23 protein-coding genes are annotated in these 22,597 nt (G+C 39.1%); 10 read left to right on the forward strand and 13 right to left on the reverse strand.

All coding sequences use genetic code 11. From position 1 onward, the window contains the following. Positions 1-329: 329 nt before the first annotated feature. Entirely contained in the window at positions 330-854 is a 525-nt protein-coding gene (locus tag AC1Z3S_RS05785) for a GNAT family N-acetyltransferase (protein WP_461736564.1), read from the reverse strand. 48 nt (positions 855-902) lie between these two features. Next, positions 903-1,550 carry a DUF998 domain-containing protein gene (locus tag AC1Z3S_RS05790; RefSeq protein ID WP_461739569.1) on the reverse strand — a complete coding sequence of 216 codons (648 nt, stop codon included), beginning with the start codon at positions 1,548-1,550 and terminating at the stop codon, positions 903-905. A gap of 138 nt (positions 1,551-1,688) precedes the next feature. Between AC1Z3S_RS05790 and AC1Z3S_RS05795 the strand changes: the two genes are divergently transcribed. Next, on the forward strand, positions 1,689-2,000 hold the full coding sequence (locus AC1Z3S_RS05795; RefSeq protein WP_461739570.1) for an antibiotic biosynthesis monooxygenase family protein: 312 nt from the start codon (positions 1,689-1,691) through the stop codon (positions 1,998-2,000). Between the two features lie 250 nt (positions 2,001-2,250). Further along, positions 2,251-3,627, forward strand: coding sequence for an MFS transporter (locus AC1Z3S_RS05800; protein WP_461739571.1), 1,377 nt, complete (start codon positions 2,251-2,253; stop codon positions 3,625-3,627). Positions 3,628-3,730: 103 nt separating this feature from the next. Here AC1Z3S_RS05800 and AC1Z3S_RS05805 read toward each other — a convergent pair whose 3' ends face one another. The 5 genes from AC1Z3S_RS05805 to AC1Z3S_RS05825 form a co-directional block, all read right to left on the reverse strand. Then, on the reverse strand, positions 3,731-4,528 hold the full coding sequence (locus AC1Z3S_RS05805; protein ID WP_461739572.1) for a hypothetical protein: 798 nt from the start codon (positions 4,526-4,528) through the stop codon (positions 3,731-3,733). A 25-nt stretch (positions 4,529-4,553) separates the two neighbouring features. Beyond that, a complete protein-coding gene (locus tag AC1Z3S_RS05810; protein WP_461739573.1) occupies positions 4,554-5,003 on the reverse strand; it encodes an ASCH domain-containing protein in 450 nt (149 codons plus the stop codon). 199 nt (positions 5,004-5,202) lie between these two features. After that, positions 5,203-5,544: a metal-sulfur cluster assembly factor gene (locus AC1Z3S_RS05815; RefSeq protein ID WP_461736558.1), complete on the reverse strand. Its 342-nt coding sequence runs from the start codon at positions 5,542-5,544 to the stop codon at positions 5,203-5,205. A 102-nt stretch (positions 5,545-5,646) separates the two neighbouring features. Further along, positions 5,647-6,951 carry a diaminopimelate decarboxylase gene (gene lysA, locus AC1Z3S_RS05820; RefSeq protein WP_461739574.1) on the reverse strand — a complete coding sequence of 435 codons (1,305 nt, stop codon included), beginning with the start codon at positions 6,949-6,951 and terminating at the stop codon, positions 5,647-5,649. A gap of 129 nt (positions 6,952-7,080) precedes the next feature. After that, positions 7,081-7,998 carry a YitT family protein gene (locus tag AC1Z3S_RS05825; protein WP_461739575.1) on the reverse strand — a complete coding sequence of 306 codons (918 nt, stop codon included), beginning with the start codon at positions 7,996-7,998 and terminating at the stop codon, positions 7,081-7,083. A 171-nt stretch (positions 7,999-8,169) separates the two neighbouring features. Here AC1Z3S_RS05825 and AC1Z3S_RS05830 point away from each other — a divergent pair, with 171 nt between their 5' ends. The 6 genes from AC1Z3S_RS05830 to rpsT all read left to right on the forward strand — a co-directional run bounded on the left by AC1Z3S_RS05830 (position 8,170) and on the right by rpsT (position 14,003). After that, positions 8,170-8,661, forward strand: coding sequence for a YajQ family cyclic di-GMP-binding protein (locus AC1Z3S_RS05830; RefSeq protein WP_461739576.1), 492 nt, complete (start codon positions 8,170-8,172; stop codon positions 8,659-8,661). A gap of 260 nt (positions 8,662-8,921) precedes the next feature. Next, entirely contained in the window at positions 8,922-9,548 is a 627-nt protein-coding gene (locus AC1Z3S_RS05835; RefSeq protein WP_461739577.1) for an MBL fold metallo-hydrolase, read from the forward strand. Between the two features lie 179 nt (positions 9,549-9,727). Further along, entirely contained in the window at positions 9,728-10,426 is a 699-nt protein-coding gene (locus AC1Z3S_RS05840; protein WP_461739578.1) for a histidine phosphatase family protein, read from the forward strand. A gap of 190 nt (positions 10,427-10,616) precedes the next feature. After that, complete coding sequence (locus tag AC1Z3S_RS05845) at positions 10,617-11,459, forward strand: undecaprenyl-diphosphate phosphatase (RefSeq protein ID WP_461739579.1); 843 nt, start codon at positions 10,617-10,619, stop codon at positions 11,457-11,459. A 228-nt stretch (positions 11,460-11,687) separates the two neighbouring features. Continuing rightward, positions 11,688-13,643: a heavy metal translocating P-type ATPase gene (locus AC1Z3S_RS05850; protein ID WP_461739580.1), complete on the forward strand. Its 1,956-nt coding sequence runs from the start codon at positions 11,688-11,690 to the stop codon at positions 13,641-13,643. Positions 13,644-13,748: 105 nt separating this feature from the next. Beyond that, positions 13,749-14,003, forward strand: coding sequence for a 30S ribosomal protein S20 (gene rpsT, locus AC1Z3S_RS05855; protein ID WP_265457433.1), 255 nt, complete (start codon positions 13,749-13,751; stop codon positions 14,001-14,003). A 132-nt stretch (positions 14,004-14,135) separates the two neighbouring features. Here rpsT and hemH read toward each other — a convergent pair whose 3' ends face one another. The 6 genes from hemH to AC1Z3S_RS05885 all read right to left on the reverse strand — a co-directional run bounded on the left by hemH (position 14,136) and on the right by AC1Z3S_RS05885 (position 21,106). Then, on the reverse strand, positions 14,136-15,110 hold the full coding sequence (hemH, locus tag AC1Z3S_RS05860) for a ferrochelatase (RefSeq protein WP_461739581.1): 975 nt from the start codon (positions 15,108-15,110) through the stop codon (positions 14,136-14,138). A 101-nt stretch (positions 15,111-15,211) separates the two neighbouring features. Further along, positions 15,212-16,234 (reverse strand): DNA polymerase III subunit delta, encoded by a 1,023-nt coding sequence (gene holA / locus AC1Z3S_RS05865; protein WP_461739582.1) that lies wholly within the window; start codon positions 16,232-16,234, stop codon positions 15,212-15,214. 71 nt (positions 16,235-16,305) lie between these two features. Then, positions 16,306-18,579, reverse strand: a complete 2,274-nt coding sequence (locus tag AC1Z3S_RS05870) for a DNA internalization-related competence protein ComEC/Rec2 (protein ID WP_461739583.1) — start codon at positions 18,577-18,579, stop codon at positions 16,306-16,308. Next, a complete protein-coding gene (locus AC1Z3S_RS05875; RefSeq protein ID WP_461739584.1) occupies positions 18,569-19,087 on the reverse strand; it encodes a ComE operon protein 2 in 519 nt (172 codons plus the stop codon). Before AC1Z3S_RS05875 ends, AC1Z3S_RS05870 begins: the two co-directional genes overlap by 11 nt. A 375-nt stretch (positions 19,088-19,462) precedes the next feature. Next, on the reverse strand, positions 19,463-20,350 hold the full coding sequence (locus AC1Z3S_RS05880; RefSeq protein ID WP_461739585.1) for a helix-turn-helix domain-containing protein: 888 nt from the start codon (positions 20,348-20,350) through the stop codon (positions 19,463-19,465). 144 nt (positions 20,351-20,494) lie between these two features. Further along, entirely contained in the window at positions 20,495-21,106 is a 612-nt protein-coding gene (locus AC1Z3S_RS05885) for a helix-hairpin-helix domain-containing protein (protein WP_461739586.1), read from the reverse strand. 162 nt (positions 21,107-21,268) lie between these two features. On the opposite strand from AC1Z3S_RS05885, the gene AC1Z3S_RS05890 reads away from it, so the two are divergent. Then, positions 21,269-21,814: a sigma-70 family RNA polymerase sigma factor gene (locus AC1Z3S_RS05890; protein WP_461739587.1), complete on the forward strand. Its 546-nt coding sequence runs from the start codon at positions 21,269-21,271 to the stop codon at positions 21,812-21,814. Further along, positions 21,795-22,571, forward strand: coding sequence for a hypothetical protein (locus AC1Z3S_RS05895; RefSeq protein WP_461739588.1), 777 nt, complete (start codon positions 21,795-21,797; stop codon positions 22,569-22,571). The genes AC1Z3S_RS05890 and AC1Z3S_RS05895 overlap by 20 nt, the downstream gene beginning before the upstream one ends. Positions 22,572-22,597: the final 26 nt, after the last annotated feature.

Raw genomic sequence — 22,597 nt, forward strand, 5'->3', positions numbered from 1 at the left:
TGTTCCTCCTGATAAAATTGTAAGTTAGTTGCGCTTGCGGCCGGCTACAAATTTCAGCAAATAAAAAAAGCATCTCATCCCTTATGAAAAAGGACGAAATGCTTGGATTTCGCGGTACCACCTTTATTGACTGTCTGACAGTCCAGCTCGCTGAAGGATAAGGTCTTCACACCGATTGTTGGCAATCAATTTTCTGGCAGGTTCATAAAAAAAGCGGTTATCTGACTTGCAGCCGAGGTCAGACTCTCTAAGAACATTTTTTTATTACTATTCCAATTTCTTTTCTATGGTAGTCAAAATCCGCAAAAAAAGCAAGTCTTTCTTTGTCTTTAATCTAAAATAATTTGATAAGCCCGCCGTTCACCATTAGGCATGGGGAATTCAATTTCCCCTTGGTAGGTGAAGCCAGCTCCTAAAATCACTTTTTGCATAATCTGATTCATCTCATGGGTATCAATCCGCAAATCACGACAGCCAATGGTGGCAGCCACCGTCACTAATAATTGCATAAACAATTTAGCATAGCCCTGCCCTCTTAGCTCTTGGTTGAAGGCCACTCTGTGCACCGACAAATAATTTTCGGCAGAATTTTCCTGCCAGCTGCCGGCTGAAATTGCTGTGTAAACTGGATCAACCCCTGAAACTAAAGCCGCCACTCCCGCAATGACGCCTTCGACTAACATAACATAGCTTTCTTTTTTTTCAATATCCGCTTGAATTTTCTCCCGTGTTGGACCATAGCCGTTTTGCCATTGAGGCGACCCCTGAGCCTGTAAATAACGTTTGCCATCTTCAATGATTTTTTCGATTTGGTCCAAATCCAAAATCGTTGCTTTTCTGACGTATACCTTCATATAATTCCCACCTTCTGTCAACAGTTTACCAAAAATCTTTTTTCCCGCCTACTCTTTCTGGTGATTTCTGTTTTGAATTTCAAAAATCGATAAAAGCGCCACTGGCAAATATAAAAAGAAAAGATTAAGCCGTTGCCAAACGCCTTCATAGGTCACAGGAATTTGATTAATCAATGGTAGATCTTTAGAACCAGATACGATTGAAAGAATCATTGATAAGAAAAAGACTATCAATAAATTGCGGGAGCGCTTCGGATGACTCCTGCGAAAATAAATACTCAACAGCAACGGCACCACCATAAAGCCAACAATCCCGGCTCCAGAAGCAAGGTTGTGCACGAGCATTTCTAAGGTTAACGGCCCCGTCTCAGCCGAATAAGTAAAGACACCGGTAAATATACAATCGCCAATTGCAAAAAAAGCAATCGCTAACGATAACAGCAGGGCTAAAAGTGGTGTTTTTCTACGATACCGCTGCCAGACTGCCGGAATACCTAAGAGCATTAAGCAACCAGAAATAATCGACCAAAGATTAAAGGCTAACCGGACTGGACTATCATCACTGCCCAAAGCACTGACATACATAGTCAGCGGATTAAAGCCTTGATAAAATAAATTTAAAACATAGGGCGTTAAAAAATCACTTATAACGCCAAGCAATAAGATAAAAAAACCATTTTTCTGCAACCAATTCATCTGACGACACCTCTTTTATTTCGAAAATTATTATAGCACGAAACAATTTTCCAATATAATAAAGTGAATTTCAAAAAAAGCTAATTGACAACCATTCTCAATTGACCGTATACTAATCTGAAAGAAAGGTGGATTTCAATGATTATTAAGACGGTTACTTTTGAAGTGGTGCCTGAAGGCAAGGCCCATTTTCAAGAAAAAATAAAAAAAGATTTGGCTTCATTAAAAACAGCAGCAGGCTGCCTATCAAGTGAAGCGTGGTTGCAGGAAAATAAGAAAAGCGTTGTCTTTCAACTGGTTTCAAAATGGCAGAACAAAAAGGATTTTCAAAACTGGCTGAAGCGCCCTGAACATTTGGCTGAGCATCGGGAGGCCCATCTTGCTAAAGAACAAGCACCTAAAATAGTTTTGCAAAAGACAATGTCAGAATTTGTCACGCTTGCTGATTAGTTTACTAAGTTTAAGGCAGTCTCCCCTTAGTGTCGCTGATTCAAAATGTTGAGGTCAGTAGCTGAGGTTAAAAAAGAGATTATCCTTCCAGTGAGAATTTTTTCTTGACGCAGGTCGAATGTTCCGCTAAGATTAAAAAAGCAAAAAAATCGTACAGATAACATGGGCTCGCCCATGTCGAGAGAGAGGCGGTTTCTATGAAAATAGAAACCCCTCTCTTTTTTTGTGAGAAGAAATATGAGGTGTAGTAATGCAACAGAAAAAAATCCACTTAGTTTTAGCCGTCTTGGCAACCGGAATCATGTCTTTTTCCGGTGTGTTAATCGAAACTGCTATGAATGTCACCTTTCCAACTTTGATTATGGAATTTCAAGTGACTACGGCGATGGTCCAATGGGTGACGACAATTTATTTATTAATCATTTCGATTATGGTACCCTTAGCCAATTATCTCTTGAAAAAATTTACGTTAAGACAGCTCTTTTTAGCTGCTAATTTATTTTTCTTAGTCGGTCTTTTAACGGACTTTTTGGCACCAAATTTTTCCATTTTACTGGTGGGACGTGTCCTCCAAGGGATTAGCACCGGTATCGCCTTGCCATTGATGTTCAATATTATTTTAACCTATACACCGCTAAAAAATCGCGGAGCCATGATGGGCTTAGGGACCATGACGACCTCAATTGCCCCAGCGATTGGCCCAACCTATGGCGGAATTTTAACCTCCGCTTTGTCGTGGCATTATATCTTTCTTTTTCTGATTCCTTTGATGCTAATTTCTTTAGCCTTGGGTCTTTACGCCATTCCGAAAATGGCGGTCCACAGCTCTGCAAAATTGGACTGGCAAAGTCTATTAGCCTTAGGAATCTTTTTTAGTGGAGCTTTAATCTTTTTAAGCTACCTCAGCAGTTGGTTAGGTTGGATTGCTTTAGCCATTGCGGTAGTCGGACTAATTGTGTATCTACAGCGAGCAAAAAATGTGGCGGAACCGTTAGTCAATTTGGCAGTCTTAAAAAAAGCCAGCTTCAGCACCTTTCTTTTTGGCTTTTTAGTTTGCCAATTTTTACTATTGGGAATTTCTTTCATCTTGCCGAATTTTTTACAAGTTGTTTTAGGCCAAGATGCCTTTATCGCCGGCTTAGTGATGCTACCGGGGGCAACTGTCGGAGCTTTGTTGGCGCCATTTTCTGGACGCCTATTAGATAATATCGGTGCCAAAAAACCGATTATCATTGGCTTCAGTCTTTCTGCTATTGGGTGGTTAGCCTTAGCACTTTTATTGAAAAATCCAATTTTGTGGGGCTTTGTCGCCGCCCATGTCACTTATATGATTGGTAGCGGTCTTTGCTATAGTAATCTGATGACCACAGGTATGAATAGTCTTTCAGAAAAAGACTATGGCGATGGCAATACTTTATTTAATACACTGCAGCAATTTTCTGGCGCAGTCTCCACGGCAATTGTCGCAAGTATTATTGATTTAGCTCAAGCAAGCCAAACTGATTACCAACAAGGAACAATCCTTGGTTCGCAAATTGCGATTTACTTTTTATTAGCATTATTACTCGTTGCTTTACTTTTCTGTGTCCGCTACTTTTACGGAAAAAAAGCTAGATCCGCCCAATAATTTCAGAAGAAAAAAACCACTTAAACGGTTTAGACGGCTTTTATCAAAGTTTCTAATCAGAATCTTGATAAAGGTCTTCGCTGTTTAAGTGTTTTTATTTTACCTATTGAGGAGACGACATAAGTTGCAAAAGAATATCGGCCTTTGCTAAATTTTCTTTGATTAAATTTTGGTGGAAAATCTGCGGATTTCCCTGAAACAATTTTTCAAGATTAGCCAAGAAAAGTGCGGTAAAATCAAGATAATAAATCCCCGCTTTTGAATAATAAGGTCTTGCTGACATTAATTCAGCCAAAGACTTTTGTAATTCAGGCGGGAGCTGCAATAATTGAAGCAAAGTTTTCTCAGCGTATTTACACCGCAGCAGCTCCTCAAACAATAGTTCTTCGGTAAAGTGTTCTCTAATATACGTTATTTCTGAAAAATCCAGAGCTTCTTCAAAGCGGCTCTTCGGTAAAAACTCCGCGTGATAAACTTCTTTAAGATTTAGCAATTGGCTAAATAGATTACTATTCCCAAGCGAAACCTCCGTTAAGCGAAACAGCTCTTTTTTGATAGCTGCTTCTAATAGCTGGGATGCCGGTGTCTCAATAACAACCCTACAGATAAACTGATTCTTCGAATCCCGTATCAAATAATCCAATAAACTAGTTATGAAAGTGTCAGCTAATTGCCCAATTGACTTTTCTGGTTGGTCAAAAATTTTGCGAAAGCGCCACTCTTCATCGTATCCAATTGATTTTTTCAAGTCCTCTGGAAAGTTTTCCTGAATTGTGATGCTGTCTTCTGTGGCAGTTGCCTGAACAGTCGGCATTAGTACTTCAGGAATCAATAAAATATGATAAATAAAAAAATCATTTTTTTGCAGTAAAACAGTGAACTCTGTCGTTTTATTCTCCATATTTTGCCTCCTAAGTAGTTTGGTATCAACCAACCACCTGAAAGTTTTGGCAGACTAGCAATAATTCTGGGGTAAACTCAAGGTCAAACTCCCGTAGCGCTTGTCGGAAAAAAGCTTCGTGGGCATCATACCAATAACGATAGCTTAAATCTCCTTCCCCTTCTGAGCGGGCAAATTCTTCAGAGACTTGATTCATCGGCAAAATTTCCACTTTGGTGGTCTGGATAATAGCTAATGGTAAATTACGGCCATCAAGAATAATCTCATATTGGCCGACTTGAGGAATTTCCTCCCCTTCAAGCTTATATAAAGGAAAAGCTGAGCAGGTTCCAGACTTTATTCCCTTAACCACCAGATGGCCTAATTCATCAGCCATTTCTGGACTGCCATCGCCAAACATCCAGGCCTCTGGCAATTCAGTGGCTAAATCATGTTTTGCAGCAAAATGCTGCCAGTAGGTTTCAATTTTTGTCATAGTATGTTTCCTCTCTTGCACGTTTCTATTCTTCTTATTAGGATAGCAGAAGTTTGCAGGGCTGTCAGAGAATAATTCAAAGGATTCTCCGATTATTCCTTATAAATTAATCGGATGTGATTTTATCAAAGAAGTGGCATCGTAACTCAAAAAAACTCCTGATACAGTTTTTGTATCAGAAGTTGATTTTTTCTAATTTTTAACGAATCCCTAAAGCAATCCGAGCATAGCGACTCATTTTATCCGTTGTCCAAGCAGGATACCAAACGAGTTTGACTTCAACATTGGCCACCTCTGGCACTTCCTTCATCGCTTCATGAATTTGTTCCGTTAGAATATCCGCCAAAGGACAGCCCATGGTGGTCAAAGTCATTTTAATGACTGTTTCGCCATCTGGTTCAAATTCAATTTCATATACTAAACCAAGGTTGACAATATCAATGCCTAACTCGGGATCGATTACGGTTTCCAAAGCGGTTAAAATCCGCTCTTTAATGGCTTCGATTTCTGTTGGGGACCATTCTTGATTTTGTTCAGTCACTGGAACCACTCCTTTAATTATTTTGTTTGGCGTAATCACGCTGCCTTACAAATTATTTCTTTTATTTTACTCTTTTTTTTAGTAAGTGTAAACGAGTTGTTATTATTTGATAGGGACATCCAGCGCAATTAAATCTTCATAGGTCTCCCGGCGAACAACTAAAGTCGCTGCACCATTCTCAACAAAGACCACAGCTGGTTTAAGATTGCGGTTATAATTACTCGCCATCGAGTAACCATAGGCACCGGTGCTAGTTAAGGCAACTAAATCTCCCGGAATTAATCGCGGCATTTCAATATTGCGGATGAGGATGTCACCGGATTCGCAATATTTGCCGACCAAACGGATTTTTTCAGGATTGTCCCCCGCTCTGTTTGCTAGATGAGCATCATATTCAGCTTCATACAAGGCCGGGCGGATGTTATCCCCCATCCCGCCATCAACAGACACATAATTGCGAATGCCGGGAATTTCTTTTTGCGAGCCCACAGTATATAACGTGGTCCCGGCTTCTGCGACAATGCTCCGTCCGGGTTCAATTTGAATTTCTGGCAATGGATAACTGATTTTTTTCCAGTGTTCTTGAATTTTTGCAGCAATAATTTTGACAAATTCCGCCGGTGGTAATGGATCATCTGATGATGTATAGCGAATGCCAAAACCGCCGCCGACATTTAAAATTTTGGCTTCAAATTGATAAGCTTTCGCCCAAGCAGCCAGAAGCTCAATCATTTTATCGGCCGCTAAACTAAAGCCCGTCGTATCAAAAATTTGCGAACCAATATGGCAATGAACACCAGCAACCTCAAAGGCATCATCATTTAACAACATTTGTAATGCCTGTTCCGCCTGACCGCTGGCAACATCAAAGCCAAATTTTGAATCCTCTTGGCCAGTTAAAATATATTCATGGGTTTCAGCTTCAATCCCCGGAGATACTCGGAAAAGCACTTTTTGTTTTTTCCCAGTTTCATGTAAAATACTGCTGAGTAATTCAATTTCATAAAAATTGTCGATAATGATAGTACCAATTCCTGCTGCAACAGCTTCTCTCAGCTCGACAGCTGTTTTATTATTGCCGTGAAATTCAATTTCACTCGCCGGAAAGCCTCCCTTTAAAGCGGTGAATAATTCGCCGCCGGAAACCACATCGCAGGACAAGGACTCTTCTTTTAATAGATCATAAATTGCCAAGCAGCTGAAGGCTTTACTGGCATAAATCACTTTATTTTTTAACTTCATCTCTTCGAAGGTTTGCTTAAAGCCTCGGGCCATTTGCCGAATATGAGCCACATCATAGACAAAGAGCGGGCTGCCATATTCTTTGACCAGCTCAGTTGTATCCACCCCGCCGATTTCTAAATGATTGTCTTGATTAAATTTTGCTGTCCCGAATAACATACACATACCTCCAAAGAATTCATATGTAGCATGATAGCATAATCAGTAGAAAAATCACGCTTTTTTTGCTTTTTTCAGAAAATAATCGAAAAAAACTCTGTCGCAACTATTTTGAGACAGAGTTTACTACTATTATTAGCGTTTGCTATTGTGTTTTTTTAAATTAGGAAAATTGCCTGTTGTCTGAAAATATTTTTGCTCATCTTCATTGGCAAACTGGCCTAACACCGCTTGTGTCGGCATGACGTTGACAAAAGCTCCTTCGTCAACGGCCGTTAAAATTTGCTCCAGTTGGTACAATTCATAGCGGGTAATCACCATCATAATCGTGGTGCTGTCGGTTTTTGAAAAGCCGCCCTTCGATGGAAAAAGCGTCATCCCGCGGAATAATTGCCGGCTAATTTCGTCAGCAACCTCATCAGCCTTCTGTGTAACAATCATAACTGTCAATTTTTGATGACTAGTGTGAATCACGTCAACAACTTGGCTCATACAAAAAATTGAAATAATCGTATACAGAGCACTCTCCCAGTCAAAAATTAGCCCTGCCATCAAAACAATCACGCCATTTAACAAAAACATATATTTGCCGACGGTTTTGCCCGTCGTTTTTGATAAGACTAACGAAAGAATATCCATCCCGCCACTGGTAAAACCCATTTTCAGGGAATAACCAGCGCCAATCCCTAAAAGCACCCCGCCGACAATCCCGTTCATCATAATATTATCGGTAATTTCCCCTAGCGGAGTAATCATTGTAAACAGAGAGACCGAAATCACATTGGCAAAGCTATAAATTACATTTTCTTTCCCTAATTTTACAAATCCTAAAATAAATAAAGGCACATTCAAAAGGAAAATAAACAGTCCAGTGCTGACATGGATTTGAAAGTTTTGCCACAGCACGCTGGTGATAATTTGGGCAACCCCGTTCATCCCGGCCGATAAAATATGACCCGGAATTAAAAAGAAATTTAAGGCCAAACCACCGGTCAGCCCGCAGAGGATAATTACTAAAATCTTTTTTATAAACTCCCGTTGTTGAATTTTCACACAACTGCCCTCATTTCTTAAGCTATTTCAAAATCGCTAGTGCTAGAATAGCTAGAAATTAGTCTAAAAGCAAGATATGCCGTGATTTAATGAGAACAATTTTATTTTTGAAAATTTGTCTGATTCAGGAAACTTTGATACCATAGATAAAAAGCAATTGGAGGGATTTTCATGGCAAAAGATGCAAGCTTTGATGTAGTTAGCGAAGTAAATTTGGAAGAAGTGAAAAATGCGATTCAAATCGCTTTAAAAGAAATCACCAACCGTTTTGATTTCAAAGGGGCCAAAGTTGAGATCAAATTGGAGGGGGAAAAAGTTGTCGTTGTCGCCGATGATGATTTTAAAATGGAGCAAATCAAAGATGTTTTATTCAGTAAACTTATCAAACGAGAAGTACCGGTAAAAAATATCCATTTTTCTGATAGTGAACACGCCTTAGGTGGAACCGTTCGCCAATCAGCGGATCTTATCACCGGCATTGATAAAGACAATGCCAAGAAAATCAACACGGCCATCAAAAATAGCAAAATCAAAGTAAAATCACAAATTCAAGACGATCAGATTCGCGTCACCGGCAAAAGTCGCGATGATTTACAAAAAATCATTACCCTATTAAGAGATTTGGACCTGCCGATTGAATTACAATTTACCAATTTTCGTTAACAAACAGTAGACGAGGCTGTGACATTAGTTAAGACAGAACTGATTTTTCCGAACAATATCTGCCAAGCACCATCAAGTATTGAGGATTTGCGACGAGGACCTACTTTACCAAAGTCGCAAATACAATATAATTCGGGATTCCATCTGTTAACAAGACTAATGTCACGGCCTCGTCTTTTTACTAAAGTTAGCAGCTGTCCCTAGCGTAATCCAAGAAAAATATCTATAATGAAACAAGAAGAACCAAAGGAGGCTATTTCGTGGAAATTTTACAAATAAAAACCGGTATCGCAGAAGAAAATTGTTATCTGGTATCAAACGAAGAAAACTTATTAATCATCGATCCAGGTGAAGATGCGCTAGTCATCTCAGAAGAAATAAAAAAATTGCAACGCAAACCCATAGCGATTTTATTGACCCACACCCATTATGATCACATTGGTGCCGTGGAGGACCTGCGGGCACTTTATCACATCCCAGTCTATGTCAGCCCATTAGAGCAGGCTTGGCTCAGTGATCCCCTCTTGAATTTATCTGGCTTGGGCCGCCACGATGATATGGATAATATTATCGTTCAGCCAGCAGAATATGAATTTGATTTAAAGGAATACATTCTTAGCGGCATGCGCTTTGAAGTTGTGGCGACACCGGGGCATTCGATCGGCAGCGTCAGCTTTATCTTCGATGACTTTGCGGTTGTCGGCGACGCTTTATTCCGTGGCAGTATCGGCCGTACCGATTTACCCACTGGCAATTTGGAGCAATTATTAAATAGTATCAAAACCCAATTGTTCACCCTGCCCGGCGAAATGCCTGCCTTCCCCGGACACGGCGAAGCGACCACAATCGAGCGGGAACGCAAAACCAATCCTTTTTTTAATAACTAATTGAAGTTGAGCTAGGATGCTAGTCCCACTTTTCTCGAGTTGTTAAACGTAAATCAACAAAACAAATAGCTCCCACTTATCAAGTCAAAAGAACCTAGTGGGATGGTATACGGAATGAGAATCAACCTAAATTTTTTTAAAAAAATTTAGTACCTTAATACGAATGAGGAGACTTTACCATGACAAAAACAGTTTTATATGTTGTGCGCCACGGAAAAACAATGTTCAATGCTTTAACCCGTGTTCAAGGCTGGTGTGATACGCCTTTGACTAAAGAAGGCCAGCAAGGAATTCACTTTGCGGCTCTGGGTTTAAGAGAAGTTCCCTTTGCAGAAGCTTATTCTTCTGATAGCGGCCGGGCAATTGAGACATCCAGAATTCTTTTAGGCGAGCATCTTGATGGCCGCCAAATCCCCTACACTACTGATCCGCGGATTCGTGAATGGTGCTTTGGTTCCCTTGAAGGTGCTTATGATGCAGAAATGTGGGGCATTATTCCCCGCGTTTTAAATATCAATCCCGATACGCCTATGAATCAAATGGACTTTAAAGAAGTTGCCGATGCAGTTTTCCAAGCGGACACAGCAAACTGGGCTGAAACTTACGAACAGTTACGCCATCGGGTTTGGACTGGCTTTGAAGACATCGCTTATAAGCGGGAAAAGGCTGGTGGTGGCAACGTCTTGATAGTCTCCCACGGTTTGACGATTGCCTTTTTATTGAGTCTGATTGATAATCAACAACCAATGGGCGCCGGCATTGAGAATGGCTCGGTCACCAAACTCAGCTACGAAAATGGTAAATTTTCGATTGAGGGGATTAATGATATCAGCCATATTGAAGCGGGCAAAAAGATTTCCCATGAGTTATTACAATAATAATGGTTATAAACTGCTGCAGACCTTCGTAAATGAGCTGTGAAAACTGTCTCATTAAGAAAACCTGCTAGCAGTTTTTTTATTTTTTCTAATAGCATTGGTTTTTTTCAAGATTATCGGTATACTAGAAAAGGTATTTCAGTTATTTGATTCGCTTAATTATAATTACCCTGATGAAAGGAATGAAAAAATGGTTTTATTTGTAAATATTATTAAAGCAGTCTTCTTTGGGATTGTTGAAGGCATCACCGAATGGCTGCCGATAAGTAGTACCGGTCATTTAATTTTGCTGGACGAATTTATAAAAATGGATTTGTCGGCTGAATTTATGAACATGTTTAATGTGGTTATTCAGCTGGGAGCGATTATGGCCGTCGTTGTCCTTTATTTCGATAAGTTAAATCCTTTTTCCCAAACTAAAACAGAAATTGAAAAAAAAGATACGTGGAGCTTGTGGAGTAAAGTCGTCATTGCTTTTATCCCCTCTGGTATTATCGGACTGCTGATTAATGATTTTTTAGAAGCTCATCTCCAAAACTTTGTTAGTGTGGCTATCGTCCTGATTATTTATGGGATTGCCTTTATTATTGTCGAAAGAATTAATAAAACTAAACAGCCGAAATGTACGGATTTGAATCGCTTCACCTATAAAGCAGCTTTAATTGTCGGATTTTTCCAAGTCCTGTCACTTGTTCCCGGAACTTCTCGTTCTGGCGCTACCATTTTAGGTGGTATTATGATTGGGGCTTCCCGCTTTGTGGCAACGGAATTCTCCTTCTTCCTAGGAATTCCGACAATGTTCGCTGCCAGCGGCTACAAAATTTTGAAATTTATTACAGCCGGCAATAGTTTCTCCATCGGCGAAATTGTCGTCTTGTTAGTCGGTACAGCTGTTTCTTATTTCGTTTCTATTATCGCCATTCGCTTCTTGATGAACTACATCAAACGCAATGACTTCACAGTGTTTGGCTGGTATCGAATCGTGCTCGGAATTATCGTACTCGGTTATTGGTTATTTACAAGTGTTCTATAAACAAATCACCTTGCCTCTTCTTTTTAGAAGAGGTTTTTTTGTGCCTTAAATGATAATAATTATCGTTATGATTTTTCGAAAAAACAGTTAATAAAAGATTTAATCTTTAAGTGATAATTACTTTCATTCTCAATTACTATATTTTATTATCAATTAGACTTTTTATATGATATGCTTTATGTGTAAAGAGGAAATTGAAAAATTTATTGCATAAGGAGGAAAATCATCATGGGAAAAGCAGAAAAGCAAGCCGTGTTCTCAACAATCAGCTGCTTAGTTTTTATGGTGTTGGGATTTATTTTAGAAAAGTTACAAATCGGCAGTTATCCATTGTTTTTTGCTGTGGCGATTTTTTCTGGAGGTTGGAAACAAACCACTGAAGGCATTAGTGAAATCATTCATGAGAGAACCTTGAATGTTGATTTATTAATGGCGCTAGCTGCAATCGGAGCCTGCATCATCGGCAATTGGTTTGAAGGTGCGATGCTGACCTTTATCTTTTGTCTTAGCGCCGCTTTAGAGGAGTATACAACCAATAAAAGCAAAAAAGAAATTACGGCCTTAATGCAATTGAAACCAACGAAGGCTTTAAAATTGTTGGCAAACGGCCGCACTCAAGAAGTGGAAGTCTCAGAGTTAAATTTGTCTGATCAAGTGGTAGTACCTAAGGGCGCAGCTATTCCAATTGACGGTGACATTATTCAAGGTCGAACAACGATTGACGAAGCAGCCATTAGTGGTGAGTCTGTTCCGGTTGAAAAGAGTATTGGAGCAGAGGTTTTTGGCGGCACCACCAACACCGGAAACGCCTTTACCATGAGCGTTTCAAAAACTAGCGAAGATACTTTGTTTGCAAAAATTATTCGGTTAGTCGAGGATGCCCAAAATACACCAACGCAAACCGCTTCCTTCATTGAAAAAATTGAAAATATTTATGTTAAAGCTGTGTTAGTTCTGGTTCCCCTATCAATTATCTTAAGTCATTTTTTATTAGGCTGGAGCTTCCAAGAAAGTTTTTATCGAGGAATGGTACTGCTAGTCGTCGCCTCCCCTTGTGCTTTGGTTGCGGCGGCAACACCAGCAACTCTGGCGGCCATTTCTAATGGCGCCAGAAACGGTGTGCTCTTTAAAGGCGGCACCTATCTAGAAAATCTAGCCCAATTAAAAGCAATTGCCTTCGATAAAACAGGAACCTTAACCAGGGGGAAGCCAACCGTTACTGACAGCCTGTTTTTAGGGGATAAAAAAACTGCCATTGATGTGCTAGTTGCCTTGGAATCTAAAACAACCCACCCACTGGCCGAAGCAATTGTTGACCACTTTATCATTGACCTGCCTGAAGAGTTAAAACAAGTTGATGTGACAGAGATTGCTGGCTTTGGTGTTCAAGCTGAAATCGAAGGCCAGTTATGGAAAATCGGTAAGCATGCCTTTGATCCAAAAAGCACGCAAGTCTCAGCAGAAGTATTAGATAAGATTACTTATTTTCAAGATTCCGGAAAAACAGTTATTTACTTAGCCAAAGAAGATCAACTACAAGCTGTCATCGCCCTCTTTGATGTGGCTAAAGCCGAAGCTCGTCAAGTCGTTCAGTATTTTAATCAACAAGGTGTTCACACCACGATGATGACAGGTGATCATCAAGGTACTGCCAAGGTTATCGCTAAGGAAATCGGGATTCAAAAGTATTACGCAGATTGTCTGCCGGAAGATAAAACCAATTTAATAGCTGCTGAAAAAGAAAACTATCAAGTCAACGCCATGGTCGGCGATGGCATTAATGATGCCCCTGCGCTTGCAACCGCCTCGATCGGAATTGCTATGGGAGAAGGAACCGATATTGCGATGGATGTGGCCGATGTTGTCTTAATCAAAAATGATTTAAGTAAATTACAAATGAGCCACCAGCTGTCAAAAAAATTGCAGCGAATCGTAAAACAAAATATTGTGTTCTCTTTAATAGTCATTTTGTTGTTGGTTCTGTCAAACTTTTTCCAAATTATTAGTCTACCCCTTGGTGTCGTCGGTCATGAAGGCAGCACAATTTTAGTTATTCTAAACGGACTGCGCCTGTTACGGACGATTAAAACACCCGACTATCAGGACAATCAACCTAAAAATATGCAAGATTGTCAAAATTGTGAGCTCTATAAACTAGAAAAATGTGCAAATTTCCACTGTTAAGGAAAAAAACTTGTCACATGTATTGCAAAGACATCAGCCTTTAGGTATAATGATTACTGTTGATTATGCCACGTGCATAAGATCCTACTTATCGGAGGTGAAAAAATGCCAAACATTGAATCTGCAATCAAACGTGTTCGTACAAGCGAAATCGCTGGTGCGAAAAATTCATCTCAAAAAAGCGCAATGCGCACTGCAATCAAGAAATTTGAAGATGCAGTTGCTGCTGGAGCTGACAACGTAGATGCACTATATAAAGATGCTGTTACAGCAATCGACAAGGCTGAGACTAAAGGATTAATCCATAAGAACAAAGCTGGTCGTGACAAATCTCGTTTAAGCAAACAATTAGCTAAATAAGGTTTAAAAAAAAGCAATCAATTAAAATTGATTGCTTTTTTGCTACCCTCAGCTATTCAAAAATGATTAACGTTACTTAAAAAAATCTGAATTATTTTTTTTCGGGCAACAATCATTATCCACTCTCCATAGCTAAATCATTTTTCTATTAGTTTTCAATTTTTTTCTTTCATTATCAGCCGCAAGCACAAGCTCCTTTAAAACTTCTGTGAAGGTCCAAGATTCATTAAAGGGATGCAGATATTCAAATAGTTCGCCACCATTCGCTAGAAAATATTGGCGATTCTCTTCTTCAATTTCCTCTAAGGTTTCCAAGCAGTCCGCCACAAATCCCGGGGTCACCACCAGCACTCTTTTAATCCCTTTTTTCGGCAGTGCCATCAATGTTTCGCTAGTTGCTGGTGTCAGCCATTTGGCAGGACCAAATTTTGATTGATAGGTTAATTGGTAGGGAATGTTTTTTACCAATTCCATGACTGCCTCAGTCGTCTTTTGGCATTGCCGTGCATACGGGTCGCCTTTTTGGATGACGGAAACTGGCACGCCGTGATAGGAAAATAACAGCAGGTCGTAGTCAGTCCGACTTAATTCACCTTGAATATTCGCTGCTAATAAAGAAATATATAAGGGGTTGTCATGGAAGTCTTTAATTTTATTTAATTGATTAACATCCAATCCCTCAATCGTCGCCAATTGATCATAAATTGGCGCTACCGTTGTATTAGAATACTGCGGGTACAGTGGCAAGATAGTAATATCAGAACAATTGTTCTGCAGCTCGACAATTTCTTGGGTAATTGACGGCTGGCCATAGGTCATTGCGTAGCTCACCTGATAATCCGGCAAAAGCTGCTGTAAATTGTCAGCCTGAGCTTTGGTGTAAATTGCCAAAGGAGAGCCTTCTGGTCGCCAAATTTTTTGATAGAGCTTTGCTGACTTTTCTGGGCGAACCTTTAGAATAATGCCATGTAAAATTGGCAGCCAAATAAATCTTGGATAGTCTATCACCCGCTTGTCGCTTAAAAACTGCGCCAGATATTGTTTAACCGCTGGCGCCTCCGGTACTTCTGGTGTTCCTAAATTTACCAACAACACACCTTTTTTCATCTTTTGTCCCTTCACTCCTAAAAAATCGTTTGGATAGTCGCTTCTTTAAGTTCAATCAAAAATCATTTTTTATAGCAACTAAACTTCAATTTACATGGTATCTAACTGACTTTTTTCGCAGTATTTAAGACGAATAATTGAAACAGGATTTCCTTGTCCCCCTGCCCTGTTTTAAATCGGTAGTCATTTTCCACCAATTGATCAAAGATAGTTTCCAAAGTCTCTAATTGAAACCTTCGCACTTCCTGCATGGCCAATTTCACTCGATAAGGATGAATCGCCAATGTGCTGGCAATATTTCCCTGCTGATAGCCGATGCCGACTAAAATTTTGGTTTGCAGATACAAACGAACCTGACTAATCAAAATGCTATTAATCTTGATTGTTTCTTCTCCCTGCAGCAATAAATCATCGTAAAGTCGCAGTGCCGCCTCTGCTTTTCCCTGCAAAACAAAATTGGTCATATCAAAGATATTATGCTCCAAAGTTTTAGGAATTAAATCTTGGATAATTTCTCGAGTGATTTCACCATTGGCACCAACATTAGTAACTAATTTTTGAAATTCCCCCATGATTTTAGATAAACTTAAATCAGTTAGACGCAATATCAGCTCCAAATTTTCTGAACTGATTGAAATCTGTTCTGTGGCGAACAGCTCCTGCAGCTGTTTTTTCAATTCCCCTTCAGTCGGCGGTTTAGTCTCAATTAAAGTGGCTGCTTTTTTTAATGTCTTAGTGACTTTTTTGCGTTCATCAAGCTTTTCATAAGGAGCAAATATCACCAGCACCGTTGATTCCACCGGTTGTTGTAAATAAGCAATAAACTCGGCCAAGTTTTCCTGTTCTTTTTGATTTTTGGCCCCTGTTAAAAAATCAGGATTCTCAACAAAAACTAAGCGGTTATCGCCAAAAAAAGGCATGCTCTCTACTTCATTCATGACCTCAGCCAGCGTGTCTTCCCTTAAATCAAAGGCTGCAAAGTTTAAATCTGCTTCATCTGCCACTTGGGTCTTCGTTAAAAACGCCTGCCGCACTTCATCCTGCAAATATTTTTCAGTTCCTAAAATTAGATAAACCTGCTCCAGCTTTTCATTTATGGCCTTGATACCTTGTTGTGCATTCACATTAGTTCACTTCCTCATGTGTTATCCTATCATGACGACACAGGTTTGACTAGCTGTTAAATACCTTGACTTTATTCCTGTTGCACAACTGTTTGAATATCCTCCATTTTAAAGTTTCTCCCTGAAAAATAAATCATGCCATCGAGGTCGGTACGTAAGACCTGACTGTCTGTAAGAGTTGTTAAAACCTCGGGATGTGGATGCCCAAATCGATTATCTTTACCACAGCAAATAATTGCTAATGTTGGCTCTAGCTGATCAATAAATTCTGAAGTGGTTGAGGTGCGACTACCATGATGACCGACTTTTAAAATATCAGTAGACAAATTTGGATAATTTTTCAAAAGCTCCTGCTCTCCCTCAGCCTCAAGGTCACCTGTTAAAAGTAGCGAATGCTCCTGCAACTTCGTCCATAAAACTAATGAATCATTGTTTTCTCCTAAGACATTTTTTAAGGGATCCAGTATCTGAAATTTGAAATAATCGCCAATAGCGTCGCCAGCTTTAACCAACTTCAATTTCCCGTTTTGTTCTTTGAAGCTTTTTAAAAAATCATGAAGTTTTTCATTATTTTGAACACCATCCGCTAAATAAAGTTCATCTACAGAGAATTTTTTTAAAAGATTTGTCGTTTCGCCCATGTGATCTTCATCAGCGTGGGTAATAATCAATTTATCGATGGTTTTCACACCTCGTGATTGGAGAAACGGGATTAAATTGTATTCTGAGGGGCTTTGGTTATGGCGCTCTTGCCAGCTTTCACGAGAAAAATCCAGCCGCCCTCCCGTATCAATTAGAATCGTCTCCTGCAGAAAAGGTGCTTCAAAGTAAATGGCATCTCCCTGACCGACATCAACAAACGCAAAAAAATAATCGGTTCTGAAATAATGTTTGTAAGTGGGTAAAAGTAATACTAGCAAAATTGGAATAACAATTTGCCAATTAGCTTTTTTAATTGCAATTATGAAAAACAGACTGCATATCAACAAGAATAAAAGTGTTAGCGAGCTGATGTTACTCAAACTTAGCGAAAAACCAGAGAATGTTTTTAAAAAACTTTCTATAATGAAGAGTAAAAACTCCAAAAGTCCCTGAAAAAGCTCAAAAACTAAAAAATCTTTTAAAAGACTAAATGGCAAACAGAATAAAAACACTGGAAACAAGATAGTTTTAAATAGCGGAAAGAAAAGAATACTAAAAAAGGCTCCTAAAATCGGAATTTGATAGAAGCTTGCTGCAAAAATTGGGATTAGACAGGCTTGCAGAATCAAGTTTCTCTTTAACGGAGCATAGGCTTTGAATTCAATTTGGTTAAGCTCCAATAATAGAAAACTCAACGCAAATGAAATAATTCCGGATAGTGAAAGAAAGGCTAACGGACGTAGAATTAAAACAAGAAAAAGTGTGATACTAAATGAATCCATTTTTGACAATTGCCAATTAAACAACTGTTTCAATCTTTGCAGTAAGAAGGCGATCCCACCTCTCAAAACAGGAATACCGGCACTACAAAGGATTATAACTGTAAAGCCTACGATACATAAAGGAAAAATCGAGGCTTCTAAGGTCAAGTGGCAACGGCGCATAACCCAATAAAAAAGATTTAAGATTATGACAATATGGATACCCGACATACTGATTAATTGCGCCAAACCAACACCAGAATAAACCTCCCTCAATTCCTGAAAGCTTTGCTGCCGATAACCTAAAATCAATGGTTCTAGATAGCTCCGGATTTTTTCTGAGAAGGTTTCTTGAACATATATTATCAATTGCCGTCGTATTTTACTTAAACTAACAGAATTATTTTCTCCCTTGATTTGGTAGGCCTCTATCGTTAAAATACCCGCCTGCCCCATCGTCTTTAAATAATCTTGGTAATTAAAGCCACCTAAATTGCGCTGACCATCAGCCTTACTGAGTTCTCCTTCAACAGTTAAAACACTACTTTGAGCGTGTTGTTGCCATTGTTCTTTTTCAGCTTCACTTTTAACCAACAGCCTTGTCAGATACTTTTTCTTAGTTGAGAGATCCTGACTAGTAAAAGTTATTAAATCCCCATTTACTTTGATGCTATCTGGTTGAATTTGGACTACAAAATAATTTGTTGCTAACTCTTTTTTTGACAAATGAGTTTTACTCAAAGCGTTAGTTGTCAAACTGCACAAAAAAAAGCTGCAAACAATCGCAAGAAGCCATAACTTCCTGCTGCGTTTACAGCATAAATGTATCAATAAATAACTAGTGACTACAGCTAGCCAAAGACTTGGCGCAATTAGAAGACCAGCTAAAGCAGCCGAAAAAATCACAGGAAACAGCCAATAATTTGTCAGCTTATTCCCCAAAGAAATCCTCCTCAACCCCTAAACGGATTTTTGAAAAGTATTTCTTGTCCAGTTGAACTTGATTGACCTCTGCTCCAACTTGTCGAATAAGTTCCAGAGCATAGGGATCATTGTGATAATCATGGTGATAATGAATTTTCTTAATGCCAGCCTGTAAAATGGCCTTTGTGCAAGGCAAGCAAGGAAAATGTGTGACATAAATTTCAGCACCCTCAGTGGCAATGCCGAATTTGGCACATTGTAAAAGAGCATTCATCTCAGCGTGAATCGTTCTCAAGCAGTGCCCTTCCACCATATAACAACCTTCATCAATGCAATGGACATCTCCTGAAACCGAGCCATTATAACCTCCGGCAATAATCCGTTTATCACGAACTAATGTTGCGCCGACTTCAAGGCGCTTACAGGTACTGCGCAAAGCTAACAGAATTGCCTGGGCCATAAAATATTGGTCCCAGGGTATTCTCTGTTCCTGTGATTTATTTACAGATTCATTTTCTTGTGTCATAAAATTCCTCTTTTCAAGTAGTAATTGAATAACAATTTATTACCATTATCCTATCAAATTTTCAATTGTTTGAACATCCCTTTTACAAATTCATCTTAGGAAGTTTCTCCGTTGTTTAGTTTTCAAGGAACAGACTGTTAAGGGCTACTGAAGTTGGCTGGCTATTTATAAATACGCAATTTTGTTAGAATTTCAAAAAAAGAGGCTGTGACATTAGTCTTTTTAACAGATGAAATCCCGAACTATATTATATTTGCTCCTGCGGTCCAGTAGGTCCTCGTCGCAAATCAGCAATATTCAGTGTCTTTACTAAATATTGTTCGTAAAGTTCGGCTCTGTTTTAACTAATGTCACAGCCTCTTGCAGATTTATTTTTCAAAGTGAATGTCGAGCTTTTAGAAGTCTCGTAATCAAAGTTCCCACTATCACAAAGAAACCCAAAAGGACAACTGCTATGAATCCAACAATCAACACTGGAAATGCCCAAGAGCTTTGAAAAAAGTTCTCTAGAGGGTCGATTAGAAATGTTTTTGCAAAGGTTGGGATAGCTTCAAACTGAAGGCTTTGCAAAGCTTGACGAATCTCAGGTAAACCGAAATTAGGGCCTAATTCATAGGACCACGGACCAGCGCTCTGATTTCCTAAAGCAAAAAAGCCCATCGCAAAATTACCTAAACTAAAATAACCAATAGCTAAATTACCAAAAGCTAGAAGTGCCAAAGCAAAGTTACCAAAAGAAACTATACCAGCTGCGAAATTACCTAAAGCAAAGAGTCCGACAGCTGCGACTCCACCTGCGACAATTCCAATTGAGGCAATCCCGAAAGAAAAAATACCGCAGCTTAAAAGACCAACTGAAAAAATCCCTTTTGAAATTAGACCAGCGCTAAAAATGCCTTTTGCAGTAGGAAGATACTGGCTGCGCTTCTTAAAGTCCAACTGGCGATTAACAAACAGCAAACGATATCGCAACAATTCCCCTAGATTGGGAATCACCAGATGTAATAGAGGCAACCCCCAAAGTAAAATGGAACTGCGGTATTCGTAGTAAAAATTTGGTTCCCGCTCTTCTAATAAATCATCGACTGATAAATTTAGTAAGTCAGCCACGCTTTTCAACGTATCAATATCTGGCTTGCCTGCTCCCCTTTCCCACTTGGAAATAGTTTTATCCGATACAAATAATCTATCGGCTAATTGCTTTTGGGTTAGTTGTTGCTCCAGTCGATAGCTGCGTAATTTTTCACCTAAGAAATTTTCCATATTTTCCGCCTCATACACCGTCATTTTTTTATTTCAAGCATAGCATTTTTTTAGGAAATAGAAAGAAAATTTAGCGGTTTTGTTCTCTACTCTGAGTAGAATACCGATGTAGCGGGCTTTATCTAAAAAGTAGAAGCAGCTATATCAGACAGTAATAAAGTCCTTGAGCTTTTCTAAAGTTTTTTCACCGATACCAGAAACCTTCGTCAAGTCGGCAATCTCGGCAAAGCTACCGTTAGCTTGCCGATAATTAATAATATCCTGAGCCTTTTTTTCGCCAATCCCTGAGAGAGTTTGCAATTCAGCTAAATCGGCTGTATTGATGTTTACCTTGTCAGCTTCACCAGATTGCCCATTCTTATTATCAAGTGATTGAAATGTGTGAATAGTCTCTTCGCCGACCTTAGGAACATAGATTACCTGCTGATCCGTCAGTTTAAGAGCAAAGTTCAGCTGGCTCTGGTCGGCCTCTGCCGTAAAGCCTCCCGCAAGCTCAATCGCTTCAATCAGTCGACTTTCTGGAGCAATTTGATAGAGTCCCGGAGTAAGAACTGCCCCTTTCACATCAATATAAATGGGGCTGCTAGAGGACTCTGCGGTACTACTCTCTTTTTCAATAAGCTGAGAAAAATCGGTCTCGTAGCTAAGCTCTTCCCGTTGATTTCGAAAAATCAAAAAGCCGCCAATCGCTGCCAAGCTTAAAAACAAAAAAATATACAGTCTAAACTCTTTGATTTTCTCCCAAATTGCTGCCATTTTTTTCCTCTGCTTTCTTTTCAAAATTTTAGCAACACTAAAAAATTATTTTCCTATATCGTTGCTCTTTAACAATAAATACGCAAAATTTTAAAATCCTGACAGAATTTCAACAACTGCAACGTATAATAAAGTGAATAAGCTAAAAAGGAGGTGAGCTGTATGTCAGATGAAGAAATTATCAATGGTTTATTGCGAGAAGATTTTACTGCTCTCGACCAATTAATTGATCGCTATGGCCGGCTCATTCTTTGGAGCATCCATAACATTTTGAATCAGCCAGAAGAGTTTTTCTATCAAAAGGAAGCTGAAAATGAGACCTTTTTCAAGATTTGGCAAAATATTGCGGCTTACAATCCAGGAAAATCACAGTTTTCAACCTGGTTAGTTCAGATAAGTAAAAATGTTGCATTGGACATCAAAAGAAAATTGGTGCGCCTAAGAAAAGTTGAACCGATTTTGTCCGTGGAAGACTTAACTTTACTTTACGATGAAGGAGCGCCTTTACTAAAGGAAAATTTTCTCGATCTAATTGCTTGTTTGACTGCTGAAGACCAATTGATTTTTCTGCAGCGCTATTTTTATCAAGAGGCGCCGGCTGACATTGCAGCAAGCCTAGATTTGAGTATTGAGACTATTTACAATCGTCTTTCACGGGGACGCAAACGATTAAAGGAGGTCCTACACAATGAAACTAACCTATCGTAAACTGATGCAGGATGTAGGTGCGAACCAACTAAATGAAACAGCTAGTAGCTCTCTAGAGGGATTAAAAAAACGAACAAAACAGTACATCTTTTTGCAAAAAGTTCTCAGTCTTGTGGAGGAACTTTTAGCGCCAGATGAAACGATTCAGGCTTATTTGCCGCTAGGAAATGATCGAAACTCTGTGGTTGCTAGTAGCGGTTGGGCTGGTCTCGCATATGCCAGAAAAGATATCAGTAAAGAATATGTTGCCATATTTCATGATACCCGTGGCAATCGCTTGTTAATTTTCACAAATCAGCGGCTGATTTTTTTAACGATTATTGATTTTTTAGAAGAAGATAGTTATTTTAGCCATCCCTATGCCGACATCAAACAAATAAAATTAGCACCTTATGAGCTGCGTTATTTTGATTGGCAGAAGAAACCAAAGCGGCAAAAAATGATGTATTATATTTTGGACTTTCAAGCTGGCCAGCAAATTTTCCAAGAAATATTAAGCGAAGAAGATGCTCAAGTTTTTCAAGACAATCTGCAAAAAATTCCTTTATTAAACTTAGTTACTGTCTCCAAAAAAGTTCAGTGGGAAACCCTTTTCGACTATTTTTTTAGTAATACTAGTTTGGCCTACAAAATAGTATTCGCGGTCTTTACCATTGGTCCCTTCTTTCTATTGGTTCTCCTCATCATCCTTTTATTACAGGGGGCACTTGGTGATTCAGGTCCATATGCTGAATTTTTTAGAAATTTACATCCCTAAGTGCTGAATACTTTTATTATGTAAAC

This window comes from Enterococcus sp. LJL90, from assembly GCF_056924355.1.